Genomic DNA, 19,023 nt, shown 5'->3' on the forward strand with positions numbered 1-19,023 from the left:
AAGGAATACATATAATCTGTCCAATCATTGCGATTTATTCTATAATATTTTGCTAAATCACAATATACATCAACCACATTCCTATTTTTAGTACCGATGACTGAAAAACATAAGACTACAATCACTCGACTTCTCAACTTTTTCAGTCGACAGCCTATTCCAATCGCTCGTTTTATCGGACGTTTTTTGGCAACTGTTGTCAATGTATTGCACATCAGCAAAACTTCGGAAACTATTCGCTTAAATATTGGTATCTGTTTTCCTGAATTGGATAAATCTCAACGTGAATTGATTACTCGTCATGCTATTCGCAACGAAATTCAATCCTATATGGAGTTTTTTACCATTTGGGGAAGCGCTGCTCAAAAGAATATTGCGCGCATTCACCAAATTCAAGGCGAACATTATTTTCACGATGCAATTGCACAAGGCAAAGGTCTGGTCTTGATTGTGCCTCATTTTGGTACTTGGGAAATCATGAATGCTTGGTTTGCTCAATATACGCAAATGACCATTATGTATAAACCGATCAAAAGCAACGAAGCAGATCAGTTTGTACGTGCAGCAAGAAGTCGTGAAAATGCAAATTTAGTCCCTACAGATGAGTCTGGAGTACGGCAAATTTTCAAAGCCTTAAAACAAGGTGGGACAACTGTGATTTTGCCAGACCACACACCTGATATAGGTGGGGAGTTGATTGAGTATTTTGGTGTTCCACTCTATTCAAGTAATTTAAGTGCAAAACTGATTCAAAAAACCAAAGCCAAGGCCTTATTTTTATATGCAACGAGGAATAACGATCGTGGCTTCGATATGACCATTGAACCGATTGATGAAAGTATTTATCAGGTCAGTGCCGATGAAGGGACTGTGATTATTTTCAAACAGATCGAACAACTTATTCGACAGTTTCCTGAACATTATCATTGGAGTTATAAACGTTTTAAAGCGCACCCTCAGTTGAAAAAAATTTATAACATATCAAATCGTGATGCAATGTCTTTGGTTCATTCAGTCAGAAATCAAGTCATTATTGAAGATTAACCACTTTCGAGTTTGTCGAAAACCCATCATTTCCATTTGACCATTTGTCTTCACATTAAACGCTATTGATCCCTGTTCAATTGTGGTCTTTACAGGAATATTCAGTGCTTTTAATCTTTTTAAAACAATCGTATGTGGATGACCATAACGATTCCCATAACCCGCAGAGACAATAGCCAGCTTAGGTTTCAACTGTTTCAGAAATGCAAATGAAGAACTGTGCCGACTACCATGATGTCCCATCACCAATACATCTACATTTAAATCAGGATACTGTTGTAACAAACGGAATTCCGTTTCCCAACCCGCGTCACCCATGATCAAAAAGTTCTGATACCGATTCGATTGAGGCACTTGAATATAAACCACACAAGATAATTCATTTTGGTTATATGGCACTTCACTTAGGCTATTTTTCGGTAGTGACAACACCGCTATTTTGACCTGACCATATTGCCAATGTTGCCCTTGATAACAATATTCAAAATTGGAATGATCAAAACGCTGATCTTTTTCATTTGAATAAACCTTTTTAATATCGACTGCTTTGGCAATCTCTGCAAAAGCGCCACTATGATCTTGATCTAAATGTGTCAAAATCACTTGATCCAGCTGAGCAACTCCTTGTCGAGCCAAATATGGAATAACCAAATTTTGACCGATACTAAATTTGGCTTCATCATAAAAGCCGCCAGTATCAACCATCATTTTATGCTCAGGTAAATTGACAAAAACCGCCTGCCCTTGCCCGACATCTAAAACATTAAGTTGAAAAAGATACTGACTTTTATGGGGTAATAATAAAGGTATTAGACATAATGCAACCCAAAATTTGGGTATCACGCCTTTGGGTAAAAACAGAATAAATATTGCAAAAGCAATACATAGTATTTGCAAAGTACTCAAAGCCCACCAATCTAATTTGAAACCCAAAGCCTGATCTAAAAACTCAAGCAAACTTAATAGAAAACTCAACAACTGGTCTGCAACTTTAAAAAGTAATATCGCCAATGACTTAGAAAATATACTTATACATGCAGCCAAGACCTCTATTGGAACAACCAAACTTCCAATCACAGGAATCGCAATAAAATTACTGAATGGCGTGAGCCATGAAAACTGCTGAAAAATCCACAATACCAAAGGCAATAAGGCGATAAATGTTTTCCATTGAGAATCAAATAATACATGTACAAAATGCTTTAATTTCGCTTGCCACGACAGCACTTGTTGATCAGGTTGCTGCTGTATTGTTTGATAAACCCTAATCAGAATAAAGCATGCGCCAAAAGATAACCAAAATGCAGCGGATAAAATACTAAATGGATCGATAAGTAATAAAATACTTGCAGTGAATAACAAATGTTTAACGGCTTGAATCTTTTGTTTTAAAAGTATAATTAGACTAAAAACAGAGACCGTAATCATGGTTCGTAAGGCGGGTATTTCAAACCCCACAAAGGCCGTATAAAAAACCACGCAAGCCAAAAATGGATAGACCAATAAATAAGGCCGAGGTATTTTTAAAAATATTTTTGGATAAATTTTCCTTGCAATAAGATTAAAAATAAAACAAAACATCATGGCAAAAATAAGCACATGAGGCCCTGATATTGCAAGTAAATGTGCAATACCCAGCTTTTTAAATAAGCTTTGGATTTCAACAGACAGTAAGCTTTCATCTCCTGTTAATAATGCAAGCAAAAGTCCTTTATTGTGTAAAGATGAATTGGAAATAAAATTTCTAAAATCTAACCGTAGACGTTCTATTTTTAATAAAATACGTTGATCAAGCTGTTGCTGTTGATCAATAAAAGATTGAAAACCCAGCTTTTTTAGCTGACTTTCGTCAATCGCATGAATAGATTGTAAATCGAGTATCCCAAGTAGATTTTCTTGTAAGAACCATTTTTCTTTATCAAATGCACCTTCAACTGCATAACCATGTACAGCCTTGAATTGTCCCCTAACTTGATAATAATGTCCCAGTTGAATCATTTCTGTTTGCTGCTGATTGACATACATCAACATGGGAATGGGCTGCTGATTCGGTATTAAAACAACAATGCGTTGTTGAATAAGCTTTTGTTGTCGAAATGATGAGGTATTATTTTGGGTCTGATCATTCGATTTAATTTTATTCATGGATTGAATATAAATCAGATGTTGCGTCTGATTATTCTGTAAAGGTCTTAGCGCCAAACGCTTTTCTAATGCATGATCTGCATAAAATAAACCTGATAAATAGCTAAAAATACCAATGAAAATCAAACCAAAGTATCTAAATACAGATTTATCCGAAAATGAAAATTTAAAGTATTTTAATCCCAATAAAATTAAACTGAGTCCAAAAGTAAGTGCAAAATATAAGCTTAAATATTGCGGTGTTTTAAAACCCATGAATGAGATACCCAGTATCCATCCAATCAAAATGATGTAGCTATACATACTATAATACATAATAATTATTCGATTTTATTGTTATCTAAAGGGAATTTAAGCCCAATCGAGTTGAGCTTAAATGCGAATCTAAGACTAAAAAATAGGCTGTATTAAATATCAGTTGTGATTAAGCGTCAATCCACAAACCATCTTGCATATGTAAAATTCGATCTGCCGATTTAGCCAATTGTTCATCATGCGTCACGATTAACATGGCCATATTCAATTCTTCACGTAAATCACGCAGCAATTCAAAAATCGATTTCGCTGTTTTACGGTCTAAATTCCCCGTAGGTTCATCGGCTAACATCAATTTAGGTTGTGTGACCAAAGCACGCGCTAAAGCAACCCGTTGTCTTTCACCACCTGATAATTCACCCGGTTGATGCGTTAAACGATGCGTCAAACCGACACGCTCAAGTAAATATTCTGCCCGTTGTTTGACTTGTTTAAAGTCTGCATCTTTACGCAACATTAAAGGCATGGCAACGTTTTCTAAAGCGGTAAATTCTGGAAGTAAATGATGGAATTGATAAACAAAACCCAAGTGCTCATTACGTAAAAAACCACGCTCAGCTTCACCTAAATCATCAAATCGTTTGCCATTTAGATTTACCAGACCTTGAGTCGGTCGATCCAAACCACCCAAAATATGCAATAGCGTACTTTTACCCGAACCACTCGAACCAACGATCGATACAAACTCACCTTGTTGAACCTGTAGAGACAAACCCTTTATGACATCTACATTCGACTTACCATCGGTAAATGATTTATAAATGTCTTTGGCTTCAAGCACTGTGTTGCTATTTACAGCATTGGCAAAGTTACTCATAACGCAGTGCCTCCGCAGGTTGAATTTTTGCTGCACGTAAGGCTGGATAAATGGTCGCTAAGAAACTCAGCAATAAGGATAATCCAACGATCACAACCACATCTTGCCATCTTAAATAAGACGGTAAATAGTTGATAAAATAAGCATCAAATAAATGTAAACCTAAGGCAGTATTCAACCAGCCAATAAAATTGCTGATGCCTAAAGCCGAAATGATTCCTAAAATAGCCCCAGCCACTGTTCCAACAACGCCAATCACTGTACCTTGAACCATAAAAATTCGTGTAATCGTTGCAGGTGAAGCACCTAAAGTCCGAAGAATCGCAATATCAGATTTTTTATCGGTAACGACCATCACCAATGAAGAAACAATATTAAAAGCAGCAACCAAAACAATTAAGAAAAGTAGCAGACTGACCATCGCTTTTTCCATCTGAATGGCACTAAACAAATTACCATGCGTATAAGTCCAGTCAGAAGCATAGAACGTTCCTGGAAGTTCTTTTACAATTTGATTGGCAACTTGAGGGGCTTGGAAAATATCATCCAACTTCATACGCACACCTTGCGCACCATCTGGAAGGCGTAACAAAGTTGATGCATCATTCAAAGCAATATAACCAAGACTGGAATCCACTTCCGCACCAATACTAAAAATACCTACAATTTTAAAACGCTTAAAACGAGGTACTACCCCTGCTGGGGATGGTGTCGCTTCAGGTAAAACCAACGTGACATTATCATTCAGGCTTAGTCCTAAAGCGTCTGTCATTTGTTTACCTAAAACAATGCCATATTCACCTTTTTTTAGTTGATCTATACTTCCTTCCACCATATGATTCTGAATAATTGAAACCTTCTTCTCATATTGAGGTTCAATACCCGTGACCATGATCCCTGCGACTTGACCTTGTGCCGTGAGCATACCTTGCAATTGGGTAAATGGTGCAACACCAGTAACATGCTCATGTTGTTCAATTTTCTTTGCAAGAACGGGCCAGTCTGTTAAAATTTGCGTTGAAGAAACAGTGGCTTGAGGTATCATACCCAAGACGCGAGTCTTTAACTCTCGGTCAAAACCATTCATAACAGACAGAACTGTAATAAGTACAGCGACGCCTAAGGTTAGACCGATCATGGAAACCAGAGCGATAAAAGAAATAAAGTGATTACTACGCCGTGCGCGAGTGTATCTCAACCCTATATACAGCGAGATTGGTTTAAACATACCATCTAGTCCGAGGTGTTTTATGGAAGCGTTACAGCATCAAAATGAAACAAATGAACGTCGCGTTATGTCGCGCATCGATGCTGCATTAAGAATCAACTATCAAGTCATTTCTGAAGAAGTTGCGCTGAACGATCCATACGATTCTAATTTTGTATTACCGCGCTATTTTCTACTACTTGCAGAATTAGATCAATTTGATCATGCACTTCACTACGAATTAGAACAATTAAATGAAAAAGATCAACAAATTGCTCGAATCTTATCCTTATTCAATCAAAAGTTAAACCTTATTACAGGCTCTATTTACGATTCTATTGTACAAACCATGTTACCAACGCCTCAAAAGGTTAACTTTTCAGAGAGCGGTTTTAGCTTTACCAGCCAACAACACTTAAAACAAGGCACGTATATTCATGTGGCCTTAAGCCATCCTGAAAATTTCTTCCATATCGCAGCAACAGCGCAGATTGCTTATTCAGAAAGTGTTGAAAATGAACAATATCGTGTTGGCGCTTATTTCATTACTTTGCACCCGCAAGACCGCGTTAAATTGGCAGAATGCATTCAGCTCAATATCATACCGACCAACTGAGATAATTTATTGGTTTATCGTTGATTGATTTATAGCTTATTGATTTATAGCTTATTGATTTAAAGACTAAATTTTAATTTTTCGAGCGAGTAATTTACTCGCTTTAAAATCTTTGTAGAAATATAAAAATAAGCCAAAAATTAAAACAGCCGCCCCGATAAAGACTGTGATTGTTAATTTCTCATCATTCAGCATTGCACCAAACAACATCGCCAATAATGGCGTCATAACTGTAGTTAAAGATAAAGTTGTCGCTTTAATATTCTGTACCAGTTTGAAATAACAGAACATGGCTAATAATGATGCCATTAAAACAGTATAGATCAATGCCAAGAGCGATTGAGTATTGGGTAAATGTGTCGGTGCATATTGCCAAATAAAAGGAACAATACACAGTGCAGCAAAGGTAGAAAACAAAATTGAACCTGTTGCTTGCGCCATCGGTTCGATCTGCGCATTGACAGATTTAACCCAATAAATCGACAATGAGTATGCAAATACACTCAGCAACATTAGACCGATTCCGATCGGATGAACATGCTGACTTTCGCCACCGCTCATGCAAATAATACCTAAGCCAACAACAGAAACTGCCATTCCCAGCCACTGTAAATTTAGAAGCTTTTGCTGAAATCCAAAGCGACCAATCAAACCCGCCATAATCGGTGCAAACCCGAACATTAAAGCAATGATACCTGAGCTCAAATATTTCGTTGCAGCATACGTAAAGACTTGTGAGCCAATCAAACTCAATGAACCTGCTAAATAACTATGCATAGCAGTTTTATTAAAGGGTAACTTTATTTTAAGTAAGAACAAGACACCACAAGCGATCGGTAAGGCAATAAAAAAGCGTAACACCAATGCCCACATCAAATGTAAATCAGACACACTCCAGACAATCGCCAAGGGGGTACTTGCCCAAATGAAGACCAATAAAGCATAAGTCATCATCAGGTTAGATTTGGAGGGCATATAGCTTCCTAATAGATCAATGCAAAGGTCGAAAATGACGAAAGTTATTTATACAGCAGTTTTACGTTTTTGCTTTAAAATCGTTTGATCTAAACTACTGGAGAACTCACGCTTATCACGTTCTGAAATCGGTGGAGGCCCGCCAGTCTGGACACCTGCGCCACGTAAAGTATCCATAAAATCACGTAAATGTAATCGTGCTTTGACATTGGCAGATGTATAAACCTCACCACGTGGATGAATCGCAACACCTCCCTTTTCAATGACTTGAGCAGCCAAAGGAATATCTTGCGTGATCACAATATCATGTTCATTCATACGATCCACGATTTCTTGATCTGCTTGATCAGCACCTGCCATCGCTTGAATTGAATTAATACGAACCGATGGTGTAATTCCCACAGGTTGATTAGCAACAAAAGTAACTTCTAATTGATAACGATCAGAAGCGCGCAGAATGACTTCTCGTAGGATTTTAGGCAATGCATCTGCATCGACCCAAAGTTTAAATGGCAGCACACATTATCTCGCTTTATTGCATATGGCTAGTCTAACAAAATGTCAGCGAAGTTACTTTAACGCTTTTTATCATTTCTAGATTTAAACACTCTTATATCATCTTTGAGATTGATGACTCCATCGCTGTAACTTAAAATTGGAGCCATGTTTTAGCGATGATTTAAAATTAAACTGTTATGTTTACTCAAATTCTGGTTAATTTTAAAACAAACTCAAGTAGTTTTAACTTTAAAATATGGTTTTCATAGTGATTTTACATTTTAAGACTTGAAATATAACAATCACCCTCGATTTAATGTAATAAGAGCAGCATGAATCAATTGCAAATATGAACAATCAAAACAGACCAGAAATAATTACGATTGAAGATCAAACTTTTGGTAGTCATGTCGAGCATTGGAACTTACTGACAGAAAATCCAACGACACAAGTACCCAAATGGTTAGGTTTAGCACTCGATGCACCGATTATGCCTATGGGATTATGTGCCAAAGAATGTGATATGGATGAATCAGTTTGGCTGATTCAAGGTCCAAGTGGCGCATCGGTGCAACTCTGCCAAGTGATTGATGTAGAAAACAATAAACCGAAAGCGGTCAAAACTGCATTTCCGAGTTTTGAAAGTCCATATCAGCTCACAGCGTCGATAGACCGCATTATTACCTGCAAAACCAACACGCAAGCCGTCCTATCTTTAAAAGTCGGTAGCAATAGTGTGGTTTACGCTTTTGATAGCTTATATAGTGTCAATAGTCATCAATATCAACGTGATCAACAATACAAAGTACAGCTAAATGCATGGGCTTATGCACTTGAAAAAGTTTCAGATCACGAGCAAATCATTGTCGATGACCCTGCTTCAATTAAACACCATCGTGCGCTTAACGACATTCTTTCGCAAAATAATGGTATTGCACCTGAAAACCTGCAAGAACAAATCGATGCTTGGGAGCCAAAATCTGAGGATGACAAAGCGCCTGTTACCGTTGATTTTTCAAAAATGGTGGCTTATCTCTACGGCGAAACTTTGGGTCAAGAAGACGAAGCTTGGTTCCAAGGCAAAGTTGTTGGTAAAACATCCATGCAGTTTATGCAACAAGAATATACGCTCTATGATGTCACTTTGATTTTAGAAGAGGATCAACCTGCTATCTTAGTACGTATAGCGACCAAAGATCCTGCATTCAAAAACTTTGAAATTGGACAATATATTCGCGGCAATATCTGGATTCAAGCCAATATCTTTTCTGAAAAATAAGCAATTACAGATTCGATAGTCGATTCATTCTCAAAAAGCATGTTATGTGAATAGCATGCTTTTTTATTTGAATAAAAAATAATCTATTTTGATTTATTCTCAACATAATCTTTGTTTTAAATTCATTTATAGAAAGTTATCCACATTTTTAAATTCAAATCACCGTAAATAAAAATCTAAATATGCTAAAGCTCGATAAAATAAATTAATTTTGAATCATTCAAATAAACTGCACTCAATCACAATGCGAGGAAAAATGAATTTAAATAAAAGTTGGGGCAGCTTATTTTTAATATTACTATTGAGTAAATATAAATCAACCACTTAGATGCATTGACTACGATTCTAGTTAACTTTAGACCGATAATTTAATTTGAATCACAAATAATATATAGTTAAGTTATCCACAATATATCCACAAATTAATTATTTTAAATTTAAAATAATTAAAATCATTCTGCATTAATATATTTACAATCGTTGAATTAATGTAAATTAGTGCTTTATTTAACCAATATTTTATGTTAAAAATACGACGAACCAATAGGATTTAACAATAATTTTAAAATCTAGGCTCAGTAATGAAAATTATACCTGAACAGTCGACTAGTCTTATTAGCGAAAATAGTGGTTTTCGCTTACGCTTGGATAAAGGAGCTTGCTGCTTTTTTGTTCTGGGGATGTTTTTGGCCGCAATGATCATTCATATTCTAGGCATTTTTCCTTCTGCCTAATCAGAACCTAGTAACACATATATAAATCTTTCACTTTGAAGTAATACTGATGAGTTAAGCTTTATTAAATCCTCCCCAACCCTCCTTTTTCAAAGGAGGGAGTATCAAGAATCTAAAATTATTTTAAATTCTGAATAGTTCCCCTCTTTTTTAAAGAGGGGTTAGGGGAGATTCTCAGAAGAGTAACGACTAAATTACTCTTAACTGACTAGTATTTCTCGTAGTGAAGGATTTTTTATATCTAAATCTTGTTTAAAATTATGGATTAAGCATTACGCTTAGCAAAATCATCCATAAAGTTAACCAATGCTTGAACGCCTTCTAAAGGCACAGCATTGTAAATACTCGCACGCATACCACCCACTGAACGATGACCTGCAAGATTCAATAAATGATTTTCTTCAGCTTCTTTCAAAAATAATTTGTCTAAAGATTCATCCGCCAAAGTAAAAGGGACATTCATAATTGAACGGTTAGGAATCGCGATTGGATTATTATAAAAATCACTTGAATCGATATAACCATAAAGTAATTTAGATTTTTCCAAATTGATTTTGTGCATTGCGTCTACACCGCCCTGCTCAAGTAACCATTCAAAAACTAAACCTGATAAATACCATGCATAAGTTGCAGGTGTATTCACCATTGAATCATTTTTAGCTTGCGAGCCATATTTTAATAGGCTTGGAATTTCAGGTTTTGCTTGATCGAGCAAATCATCACGAACAATCACCAAGGTTAAACCTGCTGGACCGATATTTTTTTGCGCACCCGCATAGATCAAACCAAATTTAGATACGTCTAAAGGTGCAGATAAAATACTTGATGATAAATCAGCAACCAAAGGTTTATCTGTTACAGGAATATTGGCAAATTGAATACCACCAATGGTTTCATTTTCAGCATAATGCACATAAGCTGCATCATTCGATAAGTTCCATTGGCTTTGATCGCTGATCGCAAGTTTGCCATCAATTGTTGTACCCGCTTCTATGACATTGATATCGCCATATCGTTGCGCTTCTTGAGTCGCTTTTTCAGACCAAATACCCGTATGAATATAATCTGCTTTAGGATTTTTACCCAAAAGATTTAAAGGAATTGCAGAAAACTGAAGTGATGCACCACCTTGTAAAAACAAAACTTTGTAATTTTCAGGGATGTTCATCAACTGACGAAGATCAGCTTCTGCTTTTTCAGCGACAGCCACATAGTCTTTACTACGATGGCTCATTTCCATGATGGATAAACCTTTACCATGCCAATCTAACATCTCTTGTTGAGCTTTTTCTAAAACGGCAGTAGGTAATGCAGCAGGACCAGCACAGAAATTGTACGCGCGCATGATTTTTCCCTTTATAAAAGTGAAACGAATGAAATAGGCGCATTTAACCACAAATCGGCTTTTCTTGCAGTAGCTTTGTCAGTCAATCTTTCAATGTGTTTGACAATTTACAGTTGAGATTTCAATAACAAAGACCAGTCAACTACAGACCTTAAGTCTGTTTGACTGGTTTAGGAATATGGTAAGTCATCGAATTGTATTTAGGCTGCTGAACACAATAGATTGCAGAACCATTTAAAGATTCTGCAATTTGTCGACTTGAATGGTTTTCGACAGCTACAGGATAAATAAAATGTTCCAAGTCATTCCTTGCTGAAGCCCAATGCACAATCGTTGTGACAGCTTCTTTTCCGTAGCCAAAACCATGACGATCTTCTCGAATCCAAATACCAAGCTCAGGTGTTTTCCCTAGCGTTTGATGAAGTCCTACCAATCCTAAAAATTCATGATTTAATTTATGCCGAATCACAAAATTTAAATCAGAACCCTCTTGGATTGTGGTTAACCATACTCGCCATATCACCTCGAAAGCGGCTTGATCTGGTGGTGGATCCCAAGACATAATCGGGTTAATGATGGTGTTATACATGCAAAACATTCCTCTGCATCGTTCGATGTAAAAGGTTTCAATACCATACGTGCAGAATCAATCATGATCATATTGATATACCAAATGAATTTCAAAAAAACTAATTCAGCCTTTAAACATTGCTTTGAATATTGTCCTGAATGCTATCTTAAAAACACCTTTAAACAGGCTTTCGATTATGCATTCTGCTGTTCTACATAGTGTGCAAAATTATTTAAAATCGCCTGCCAACCCGCTTGTTGCTGTTCAATTGGATATTGATTTTCAGGGTCAAAGTTAATTCTGACCAAAACAGCACTTCCCTCCTGCTTAAATATAACCTCTGCAATACGATCACCAAATGTATAAGCAATTTTTTCATGTGGAATGACCTCAGTATACGTTCCTGCAAAATCAAATCCCATACTGCCATCTTTGGCTTCCATGCGATTTGAAAACTGACCACCTACTCGCAAATCATTGATTGAGTTGACTGTATGCCAATCTGCTGAAGCAGTGTTCCACTGTTCTATATCTTGAGGATTGTTATAGATCTGCCACACTTGATCTATTGATGCATGTACTTTGGATTCCACTGTAATTTTTGTCATCGCTACTTCACCTAATTTTTATTAAATATATGATTGAAAATTCTATTACACATTTAGAATATTCACTCTGTTTCATTCAAGCAATATTCACAAAATACACGCTACAAAAACCACACATTTATTCCGCTACTTTTAGATTATTTATTCTAGTCAATAAAGGTTAGAATGCTGTAAATACAAGCAAATACTGATGATTTTTCAGATGAAATTTACAACACAATATTCTCGAAAAGCATTATCCAGATCTATACAGCACATTACTTTATTGAGCCTGTTCTCAGGTATCACCAGCTACAGTTCAGCTGAAAATCTCAGCTACATTCAAGCTGAGCAATATTTCCTTGAAAATTCTTATACAACTCAAGCCAATGATGCTTTGAACAAAGCCTCTAAACTTCAAGCAGATGCGGTAAAAAATTTAGGTTTACCACGAATCGACTTAAACGTACGGGCTTATAAATTTCATACTGAAACAGATATTCCACTCAATGAGGTAAAAAATAATTTAGAACAAACACTTTCTCAAGGGGTCAATGAACGTGTCGATCAGTGGCAGTCTCAACAAAATATTCCTTCGACCATCACCGATCCTTTAAAAGATGGTCTTGCGCAGGGAATCCATAGTGGTATTGGCCTCATTCCAGATACCGCAAATGTTGTTATGGAAGATGAAGTCGTCCGACCGACCGTATCGATAATGATGCCGATTTATACAGGTGGCATAACGACCACAACCAAACAGATCGCACAGCTTAAAGCTGAACGCAGCCAACTTGACTCGAAACAGCAGCAAGATACACAGCGTTTTGAAGTGATTCATGCTTATTTTAATGTACAACTGCAACAACAACTTTTAGAGGCAAGTCGTCTCAATTTATCGACCATGCAACAACATTATGAAAATGCATTAAAACTTGAAAAACAAGGTTTTATTAGCAAAGGGCAACGTATGCAATTTGAAGTTGCTCGTAATAATGCGCAACGAAACCATCAAAATGCTATGGCGAATTTACAATCAAGCCAATTTCAACTCAAAAACTTATTGAATAAACCATCGATTGATCAGTTGACCACACCACTTTTTGTCAATCGTCTGCAAAGCCAGTCTTTAAATCAACTCCTTGCTTCTTATCCTGAAACGTCGAGTTTGGTTCGTAAAATGCACATGGATACACAACTTGCCAATCAGAATATAAAAGTTCAAAGTGCTGCTAAAAAACCAAGTTTGTTTGCTTTTGGCGAATATAGTCTGGATCAAGACCAGAACTGGATTGTTGGTGTTGCAGCGCGTTATAACTTATTTTCAGGTATTGATAAGAATAAAAATGTCCAAGCTGCTGAATTACAACGTTATGCAACTGAGTTATTCACTGCGCGCACTCAGCAAGAGATTGAGAATGTCATTTATAAATCCTACAGCGAATTGAGTTCAGCACAACAAAGCAATCTATTACTGCAACAAAATGAACAAGCAGCCCAAGAAAATTTAAGAATTCAAACCCTTTCTTTTAAAGAAGATATGGGCACAGCAACGCAAGTGATTGATGCTCAAGATCAATTGAGTGCTTTAAAAGCTGAAAAAGCGCTCAATGCATATAAATACGTCATGTCACTTGCAACACTACTACAAAGCCATGGTTCAATTGACCAATTTAGTCACTTTGTAAATCAGTCTAATACTGATTATCTGCGTTAGGATGGAAAATAAATGACACAAGAAAATAAGCATCCAGATACAAGCAACAACGCTGATCAAAACGACAGTTCATTGGATACGAAACAAGGTTTAGAATCTAATTCTTTAACAGAACAGCACGATATTCCCATGAGTTCAGATGCCTCAGATGTAGATGTTAAAAATGATGCAGACTTAAAACCTAAAGAACAAGCTATAGCACCAAACGATTCTTCTAAAAAGAAAGCAATAATCGTTATTGGATCAATCATTCTAATTGCGCTACTTGGACTGATTGCATTTGGCTTATGGAAAAGCTATCAACCGAAAACGATTGATGTACAAGGCCGTGTCGAAGCCGAAACTTTGCATGTAAGTACCAAAGTTCCCAGTCGAATTGAAGGTATTTTTGTCCACGATGGGCAAAAGGTTGAAAAAGGACAGTTACTGGTCACTTTGAGTAGTCCTGAAATTGCAACAAGTAAACAGCAAGCTTTAGCAGGTTTACAATCGGCGCTTGCCTTGCAATCCAGTGTAGATCGAGGTGCTCAACAGGAAAATATCGACAGTTTATATGCCAATTGGCAAAGTCTGAAAGCTCAAGAAAATCTTGCCAAAACAACGTTTCATCGTGGGCAAAATCTTTATCAGCAAGGTGTTATTTCTCGTCAACGTCGTGATGAAATGCAAGCCGCGGCAATTTCAGCCGCTCAACTTACAGAGGCAGCGTACCAGCAATATGCACGTGCAAAACGTGGCAGTACTTCTGAACAAAAAACCAGTGCTGATGCACAAGTAGAAATCGCCAAAGCTGCTGTCGCTGAAGCTAATGCATTGGAAGCCGAAACAAAACTATTTTCTCCAATCAGTGGAACAGTCTCTAAAACCTACGGTAAGCCCTCGGAACTCGTTGCAATAGGTGTGCCTGTGGTCAGTATTCTTCAGGATGACGAACAATGGGTCAGTTTAAATGTTCGAGAAGACCAATACACGCAAGTTTATCAAGCGAAGTCTTTAGATGGTTTTATTCCCGCACTGAATAAAACCGTGAAGTTCAATATCAAAAACATTGATGCAGAAGGTGAATTTGCAACGATCAAGACCACACGCCAAACAGGTGGATACGATATTCGTAGTTTTAAAATTAAATTAACACCCGCAGAACCATTAGCCGATTTAAAAGTCGGTATGAGTGTTATTTTTAAACTGAAAGAGAATCCATAAATATGTGGGCGAGCATGTTGAGAGAGTGTCGTTATTTACTCAATCACAAGTGGGATTTGTGTTTAGTCACACTCGCCCCGCTCTTGATCATTATTTTATTTAGTAGCATGTTTTACTCAGGTAAAGCAGAACACTTACCTATTGCAATTATTGATCAAGATCACAGTGAACTGAGCCGAAATATTGAAAAACATTTGAGTCTCAACACTACCATTCATGTTTATCGTATTTCAGAAAACCAAAGCGAAATTGAACAATTAATCAACCAAACTAAAATTTGGGGCTATGTTCATATTCCACAAGGCGCTGAGCAACGTTTAGTGCAAGCTCAGGATGCCCAAATCAGTATTGCCTTTAATCAATCTTATTTTAGTATTGGGAATAGCATATCTTCTGCAATGCTACTTTCTACCGTAGAAGCGATTGGTGAACTTGCAAAAGATTCTTATCTTGAAAATAAAATCCCTTATGCTGAGTTTTCAACAACACATGTCAAAATCTCTCCATTATTTAACCCAAACCTAAGTTATGAGTTTTACTTAGAACCTTTTATGATCCCAGCCATTCTGCATTTATTGCTCTGTTGTTGCGTGGCTTTTGCCGTGGGTCAAGAGCTGAAATATGGCACACTCAATCAATGGGTCAACGGTCAAGCTACATTTCAGGCACTGTTTGGTAAAAACTTAGTTTATGTACTGATTTTTTGCTTTTGGACATGGGCTTGGATGTTTTGGCTTGTGGTGATTCGAGGCTGGTTTATTGCAGGTAGTTTGTGGATTATTTTACTTGGACAATTCTTACTGTTTGGTGCTTATGCATTGATCAGTAGCACAGTCGTTTTAGCCACTCGAAATTTATCTAAAACCTTTGGTTTTATTGCCGTATATGGCGGTTCTTCCTTAAGTTTCGCAGGCGTTACCCTTCCACTGAATAATGCACCCATTTTTACACAGTTTTGGGCGAATATTATCCCCTATACACCTTATGCAAAATTACAAACTGAACAATGGGTGATTGGAAGTCCTCTTTCTATCTCATTTATCCCGTTGATGATTTTAACTTTATATTGCATCTTTTATTTTGCTGTTTCGACCTTGCTTCTCAATAAGAATTTGAAGGAAGCACGTCATGGCTAATTTCTTTCGCAATCTATTAAAATATTATCTTGAGACATTTAAAAATATTGCAAAAAACTCATCAATCCTGACCACAATGGTGTTGTCAGTATTTTTTTATAGCTTTTTCTATCCTGCTGCTTATCAATCACAAACCGCTGAAAACCTCCCTATTGTTATTGTCGATGAAGAACAAAGTGCCATCAGCAATACTATCATTAGCCAAATTGCTAAAAGCCCAAATATCAAAATTACAGAAATAACCACCAACTTTGAAGAAGCCAAGCAAATGGTTCAACGGCAGCAAGCTGATGGTATTTTGTTATTGCCTGAAAATCTGTCAAATAGTATTGCTCGTGGTGAGGCAGGAGGAATTGGTTTATATCTGAGTGCTGCTTATTTTCTAAAAACTAAGCAAATTGGATTAGGGCTTGCCACAGCCATTGAGCATGCTATTGCTGAACAAGCAGAAAAATTTGGCCAAGTTTCACATTTTGAGTTCTCACTGCCCATTCACCAAATTGCACTTTTTAACCCACTTTCAGGCTATGGAAGTTATATTTTCCCTGCCGTTGCCCCCTTAATCATCCACCAAACCATAGTCTTGGGTTTATGCATGCTCATTGCGGGTTACCGTGAAAGACGATGGAAAGCGACAACCGCTGAGTTTTTTGGAATTTACCTCGCTGCATTGACCATTGGCTGTTTAGGTTGCTTTTATCTTTTTGGATTTACATTTTGGTTAAATGATTATCCACGAGGCGGTAACTTCTGGGGAATGTTAATCGCTGTCCCTATTTTTATCAGTAGTGCGATTGCATTGGCTATGGTTTTGGCAAGTTATTTAGATATTTCTGAACGTGCTGGACATTTGATTGTTTTTACATCAATTCCATTATTTCTTCTTTCTGGCGCCGCTTGGCCACTTCAGGCCATGCCACTTTGGATGCAATATTTTGCAAATATTTTACCTTCGACGCAGGGAATCAATGTATTTATCCAGCTGAATCAAATGGGTGTTGCGACCCATTTGATTCTGCCTAAGTTGATTTTTTTAACCTGTTTTAGCCTGATTTTTATGATTTGGGCATTTTATCGTTTAGCTAAAATTGACAAAAAATAATCAGAATTACCCTCAATTTAATCTACAAAGATAATCAAATAATAATAATTTATCGAATCGACAAATTAAACTGAACTAATTTCAAACGATTGAACTAAGTTTATGCAAAAAAAATAGTACAGTTGCCTAAATAAGCGCAAAATAGACCATTTTCGAAATACTCTGAACGTTCAGAATCTCCCACCCTAAAGCATCTATATGTTTTAGTGGGCGTTTTTTTGCGTTTTTTTCATAGAGTGTTCCCTTTTCGCCAAAATCTGAATTTTAAGGGCTCAGTATGAAGAAAATGAAAATAAGCCTAGCTTGGCAAATTGTTATTGCGCTCATTCTAGGTATTCTTGTTGGTGCTTTTCTGCACAATTCTCCTGAAATCCGTGACAATGTTGTTGCTAACTTTTTACAACCATTGGGTAAGATTTTTATCAATCTTATTAAAATGATTGTGATCCCTCTTGTGCTTTCCATGCTGATTTTAGGAATTGCCAACGCTGGGGACAGTAAAAGTGTTGGTAAGCTAGGTTTCAAAACCATTGTTTATTTTGAAGTCATTACGACTGTTGCAATTATTGTTGGTTTAATTGCAGCGAATGTTTTCCAGCCGGGTGCTGGTATCGATATGTCGAAATTATCGACATCGGACATTTCACAATATCAACAAACCACTCAGGAAGTCAGCCACCAAGCTCATGGCTTAGTGAATACTGTGCTTTCGCTGATTCCATCCAATATTTTCGCTGCAATGAATGATGGACATATGCTTCCTATCATTTTCTTTGCTGTGATATTCGGTATTGGTTTAGGTTCTTTAGCTAAAGAAACCAAACAGCCTTTGATTGATGTGTTAAGAGCTGTTTCTGAAACCATGTTTAAAGTAACGCATATGATCATGATGTTTGCACCTTTCGGTGTATTCGGCTTGATCGCTGCAACCGTTGCAAACTTTGGTTTTAGTTCACTTTTACCTTTAGTTAAGCTCGCTGTTTTGGTTTATGCATCAATCTTGTTCTTTATCTTTATCGTGCTTGGTTTTGTGGCTAAATTCTGTGGTTTCAGTATTTGGACGATTATCAAAATCTTAAAAGATGAATTGATTCTTGCTTACTCTACCGCAAGCTCTGAAACCGTTTTACCTCGTATGATGGAAAAAATGGAAGCTTACGGTGCACCAAAATCGATTACCAGTTTCGTTGTTCCTATCGGTTATTCTTTTAACTTAGATGGTTCTACGTTGTACCAAAGTATTGCGGCGATCTTCATTGCTCAGCTTTATGGTATCGATTTGAGCATGACTCAACAAATTGTTTTAGTGCTCACTTTAATGATTACCTCTAAAGGTATCGCGGGTGTTCCTGGTGTATCTTTTGTTGTATTGCTGGCAACATTAGGTAGCGTCGGTATTCCGCTTGAAGGTCTTGCATTTATCGCAGGTATTGACCGTATCTTAGATATGGCGCGTACTGTATTGAATGTGATTGGTAATGCGCTTGCTGTTCTTGTGATTAGTAAATGGGAAGGCAAATTCGATACTGAGAAGCAAAAATCTTATAATTTTGATGCCACACATTAAGATTTTTTAAGATCAATAAGAGCCACTTTCGGGTGGCTTTTGTTTGACGGTTTCAAAAACAGAAATATAAAAATACTTCACCGATGAAGTTTCAAATTTATTGCCTTTTATATTTATTCAAAAATTTTCCAAATAATCTTATAATTTACAGCCTAAGATCAAATA

General features: G+C 36.8%; 15 protein-coding genes and 1 pseudogene. 8 read left to right on the top strand and 8 right to left on the bottom strand.

Annotated elements, in window-relative coordinates; translation table 11 throughout:
• The first annotated feature begins 96 nt into the window (after positions 1-96).
• Positions 97-1,044, top strand: coding sequence for a lysophospholipid acyltransferase family protein (locus ACY45D_RS11660; RefSeq protein WP_463106902.1), 948 nt, complete (start codon positions 97-99; stop codon positions 1,042-1,044).
• On the opposite strand, the gene ACY45D_RS11665 is transcribed toward ACY45D_RS11660, so the two are convergent.
• The 3 genes from ACY45D_RS11665 to ACY45D_RS11675 form a co-directional block, all read right to left on the bottom strand.
• A complete protein-coding gene (locus ACY45D_RS11665) occupies positions 1,012-3,444 on the bottom strand; it encodes a DNA internalization-related competence protein ComEC/Rec2 (protein WP_463106903.1) in 2,433 nt (810 codons plus the stop codon). The genes ACY45D_RS11660 and ACY45D_RS11665 overlap by 33 nt on opposite strands.
• Positions 3,445-3,613: 169 nt before the next feature.
• Complete coding sequence (gene lolD / locus ACY45D_RS11670) at positions 3,614-4,321, bottom strand: lipoprotein-releasing ABC transporter ATP-binding protein LolD (RefSeq protein ID WP_463106904.1); 708 nt, start codon at positions 4,319-4,321, stop codon at positions 3,614-3,616.
• Complete coding sequence (locus ACY45D_RS11675) at positions 4,314-5,549, bottom strand: lipoprotein-releasing ABC transporter permease subunit (protein WP_120384091.1); 1,236 nt, start codon at positions 5,547-5,549, stop codon at positions 4,314-4,316. The genes lolD and ACY45D_RS11675 overlap by 8 nt, the downstream gene beginning before the upstream one ends.
• Before the next feature lie 22 nt (positions 5,550-5,571).
• On the opposite strand from ACY45D_RS11675, the gene ACY45D_RS11680 reads away from it, so the two are divergent.
• Positions 5,572-6,144, top strand: a complete 573-nt coding sequence (locus ACY45D_RS11680; RefSeq protein WP_089604790.1) for a PilZ domain-containing protein — start codon at positions 5,572-5,574, stop codon at positions 6,142-6,144.
• A 66-nt stretch (positions 6,145-6,210) separates the two neighbouring features.
• Here the strand turns inward: ACY45D_RS11680 and ACY45D_RS11685 are convergent, their stop codons facing one another.
• Both ACY45D_RS11685 and ACY45D_RS11690 read right to left on the bottom strand, forming a co-directional pair.
• Entirely contained in the window at positions 6,211-7,119 is a 909-nt protein-coding gene (locus ACY45D_RS11685; protein ID WP_463106905.1) for a DMT family transporter, read from the bottom strand.
• A gap of 48 nt (positions 7,120-7,167) precedes the next feature.
• Entirely contained in the window at positions 7,168-7,638 is a 471-nt protein-coding gene (locus ACY45D_RS11690; protein ID WP_463106906.1) for a YaiI/YqxD family protein, read from the bottom strand.
• Between the two features lie 328 nt (positions 7,639-7,966).
• Between ACY45D_RS11690 and ACY45D_RS11695 the strand changes: the two genes are divergently transcribed.
• Positions 7,967-8,896: a hypothetical protein gene (locus ACY45D_RS11695; RefSeq protein WP_463106907.1), complete on the top strand. Its 930-nt coding sequence runs from the start codon at positions 7,967-7,969 to the stop codon at positions 8,894-8,896.
• 999 nt (positions 8,897-9,895) lie between these two features.
• Here ACY45D_RS11695 and serC read toward each other — a convergent pair.
• The 3 genes from serC to ACY45D_RS11710 form a co-directional block, all read right to left on the bottom strand.
• Positions 9,896-10,975: a 3-phosphoserine/phosphohydroxythreonine transaminase gene (serC, locus tag ACY45D_RS11700; RefSeq protein WP_463106908.1), complete on the bottom strand. Its 1,080-nt coding sequence runs from the start codon at positions 10,973-10,975 to the stop codon at positions 9,896-9,898.
• A 151-nt stretch (positions 10,976-11,126) separates the two neighbouring features.
• Positions 11,127-11,564 (bottom strand): GNAT family N-acetyltransferase, encoded by a 438-nt coding sequence (locus tag ACY45D_RS11705; RefSeq protein WP_463106909.1) that lies wholly within the window; start codon positions 11,562-11,564, stop codon positions 11,127-11,129.
• Positions 11,565-11,740: 176 nt separating this feature from the next.
• Positions 11,741-12,154, bottom strand: a complete 414-nt coding sequence (locus ACY45D_RS11710; RefSeq protein WP_463106910.1) for an SRPBCC domain-containing protein — start codon at positions 12,152-12,154, stop codon at positions 11,741-11,743.
• Positions 12,155-12,356: 202 nt separating this feature from the next.
• Here ACY45D_RS11710 and ACY45D_RS11715 point away from each other — a divergent pair, with 202 nt between their 5' ends.
• From ACY45D_RS11715 to gltP, 5 genes and pseudogenes are all read left to right on the top strand, one after another.
• Positions 12,357-13,850: a TolC family protein gene (locus ACY45D_RS11715; protein ID WP_463106911.1), complete on the top strand. Its 1,494-nt coding sequence runs from the start codon at positions 12,357-12,359 to the stop codon at positions 13,848-13,850.
• Positions 13,851-14,096: 246 nt separating this feature from the next.
• Positions 14,097-15,053 (top strand): annotated as a pseudogene (locus tag ACY45D_RS11720) (HlyD family secretion protein); the annotation flags it as partial.
• 2 nt (positions 15,054-15,055) lie between these two features.
• A complete protein-coding gene (locus tag ACY45D_RS11725; protein ID WP_463106912.1) occupies positions 15,056-16,189 on the top strand; it encodes an ABC transporter permease in 1,134 nt (377 codons plus the stop codon).
• Entirely contained in the window at positions 16,182-17,291 is a 1,110-nt protein-coding gene (locus ACY45D_RS11730) for an ABC transporter permease (RefSeq protein ID WP_463106913.1), read from the top strand. Before ACY45D_RS11725 ends, ACY45D_RS11730 begins: the two co-directional genes overlap by 8 nt.
• 277 nt (positions 17,292-17,568) lie before the next feature.
• Positions 17,569-18,858 (top strand): glutamate/aspartate:proton symporter GltP, encoded by a 1,290-nt coding sequence (gltP, locus tag ACY45D_RS11735; protein ID WP_463106914.1) that lies wholly within the window; start codon positions 17,569-17,571, stop codon positions 18,856-18,858.
• The last annotated feature ends 165 nt before the right edge of the window (positions 18,859-19,023 follow it).

The sequence above is a fragment of the Acinetobacter sp. BZX-2 genome (genome assembly GCF_055179795.1).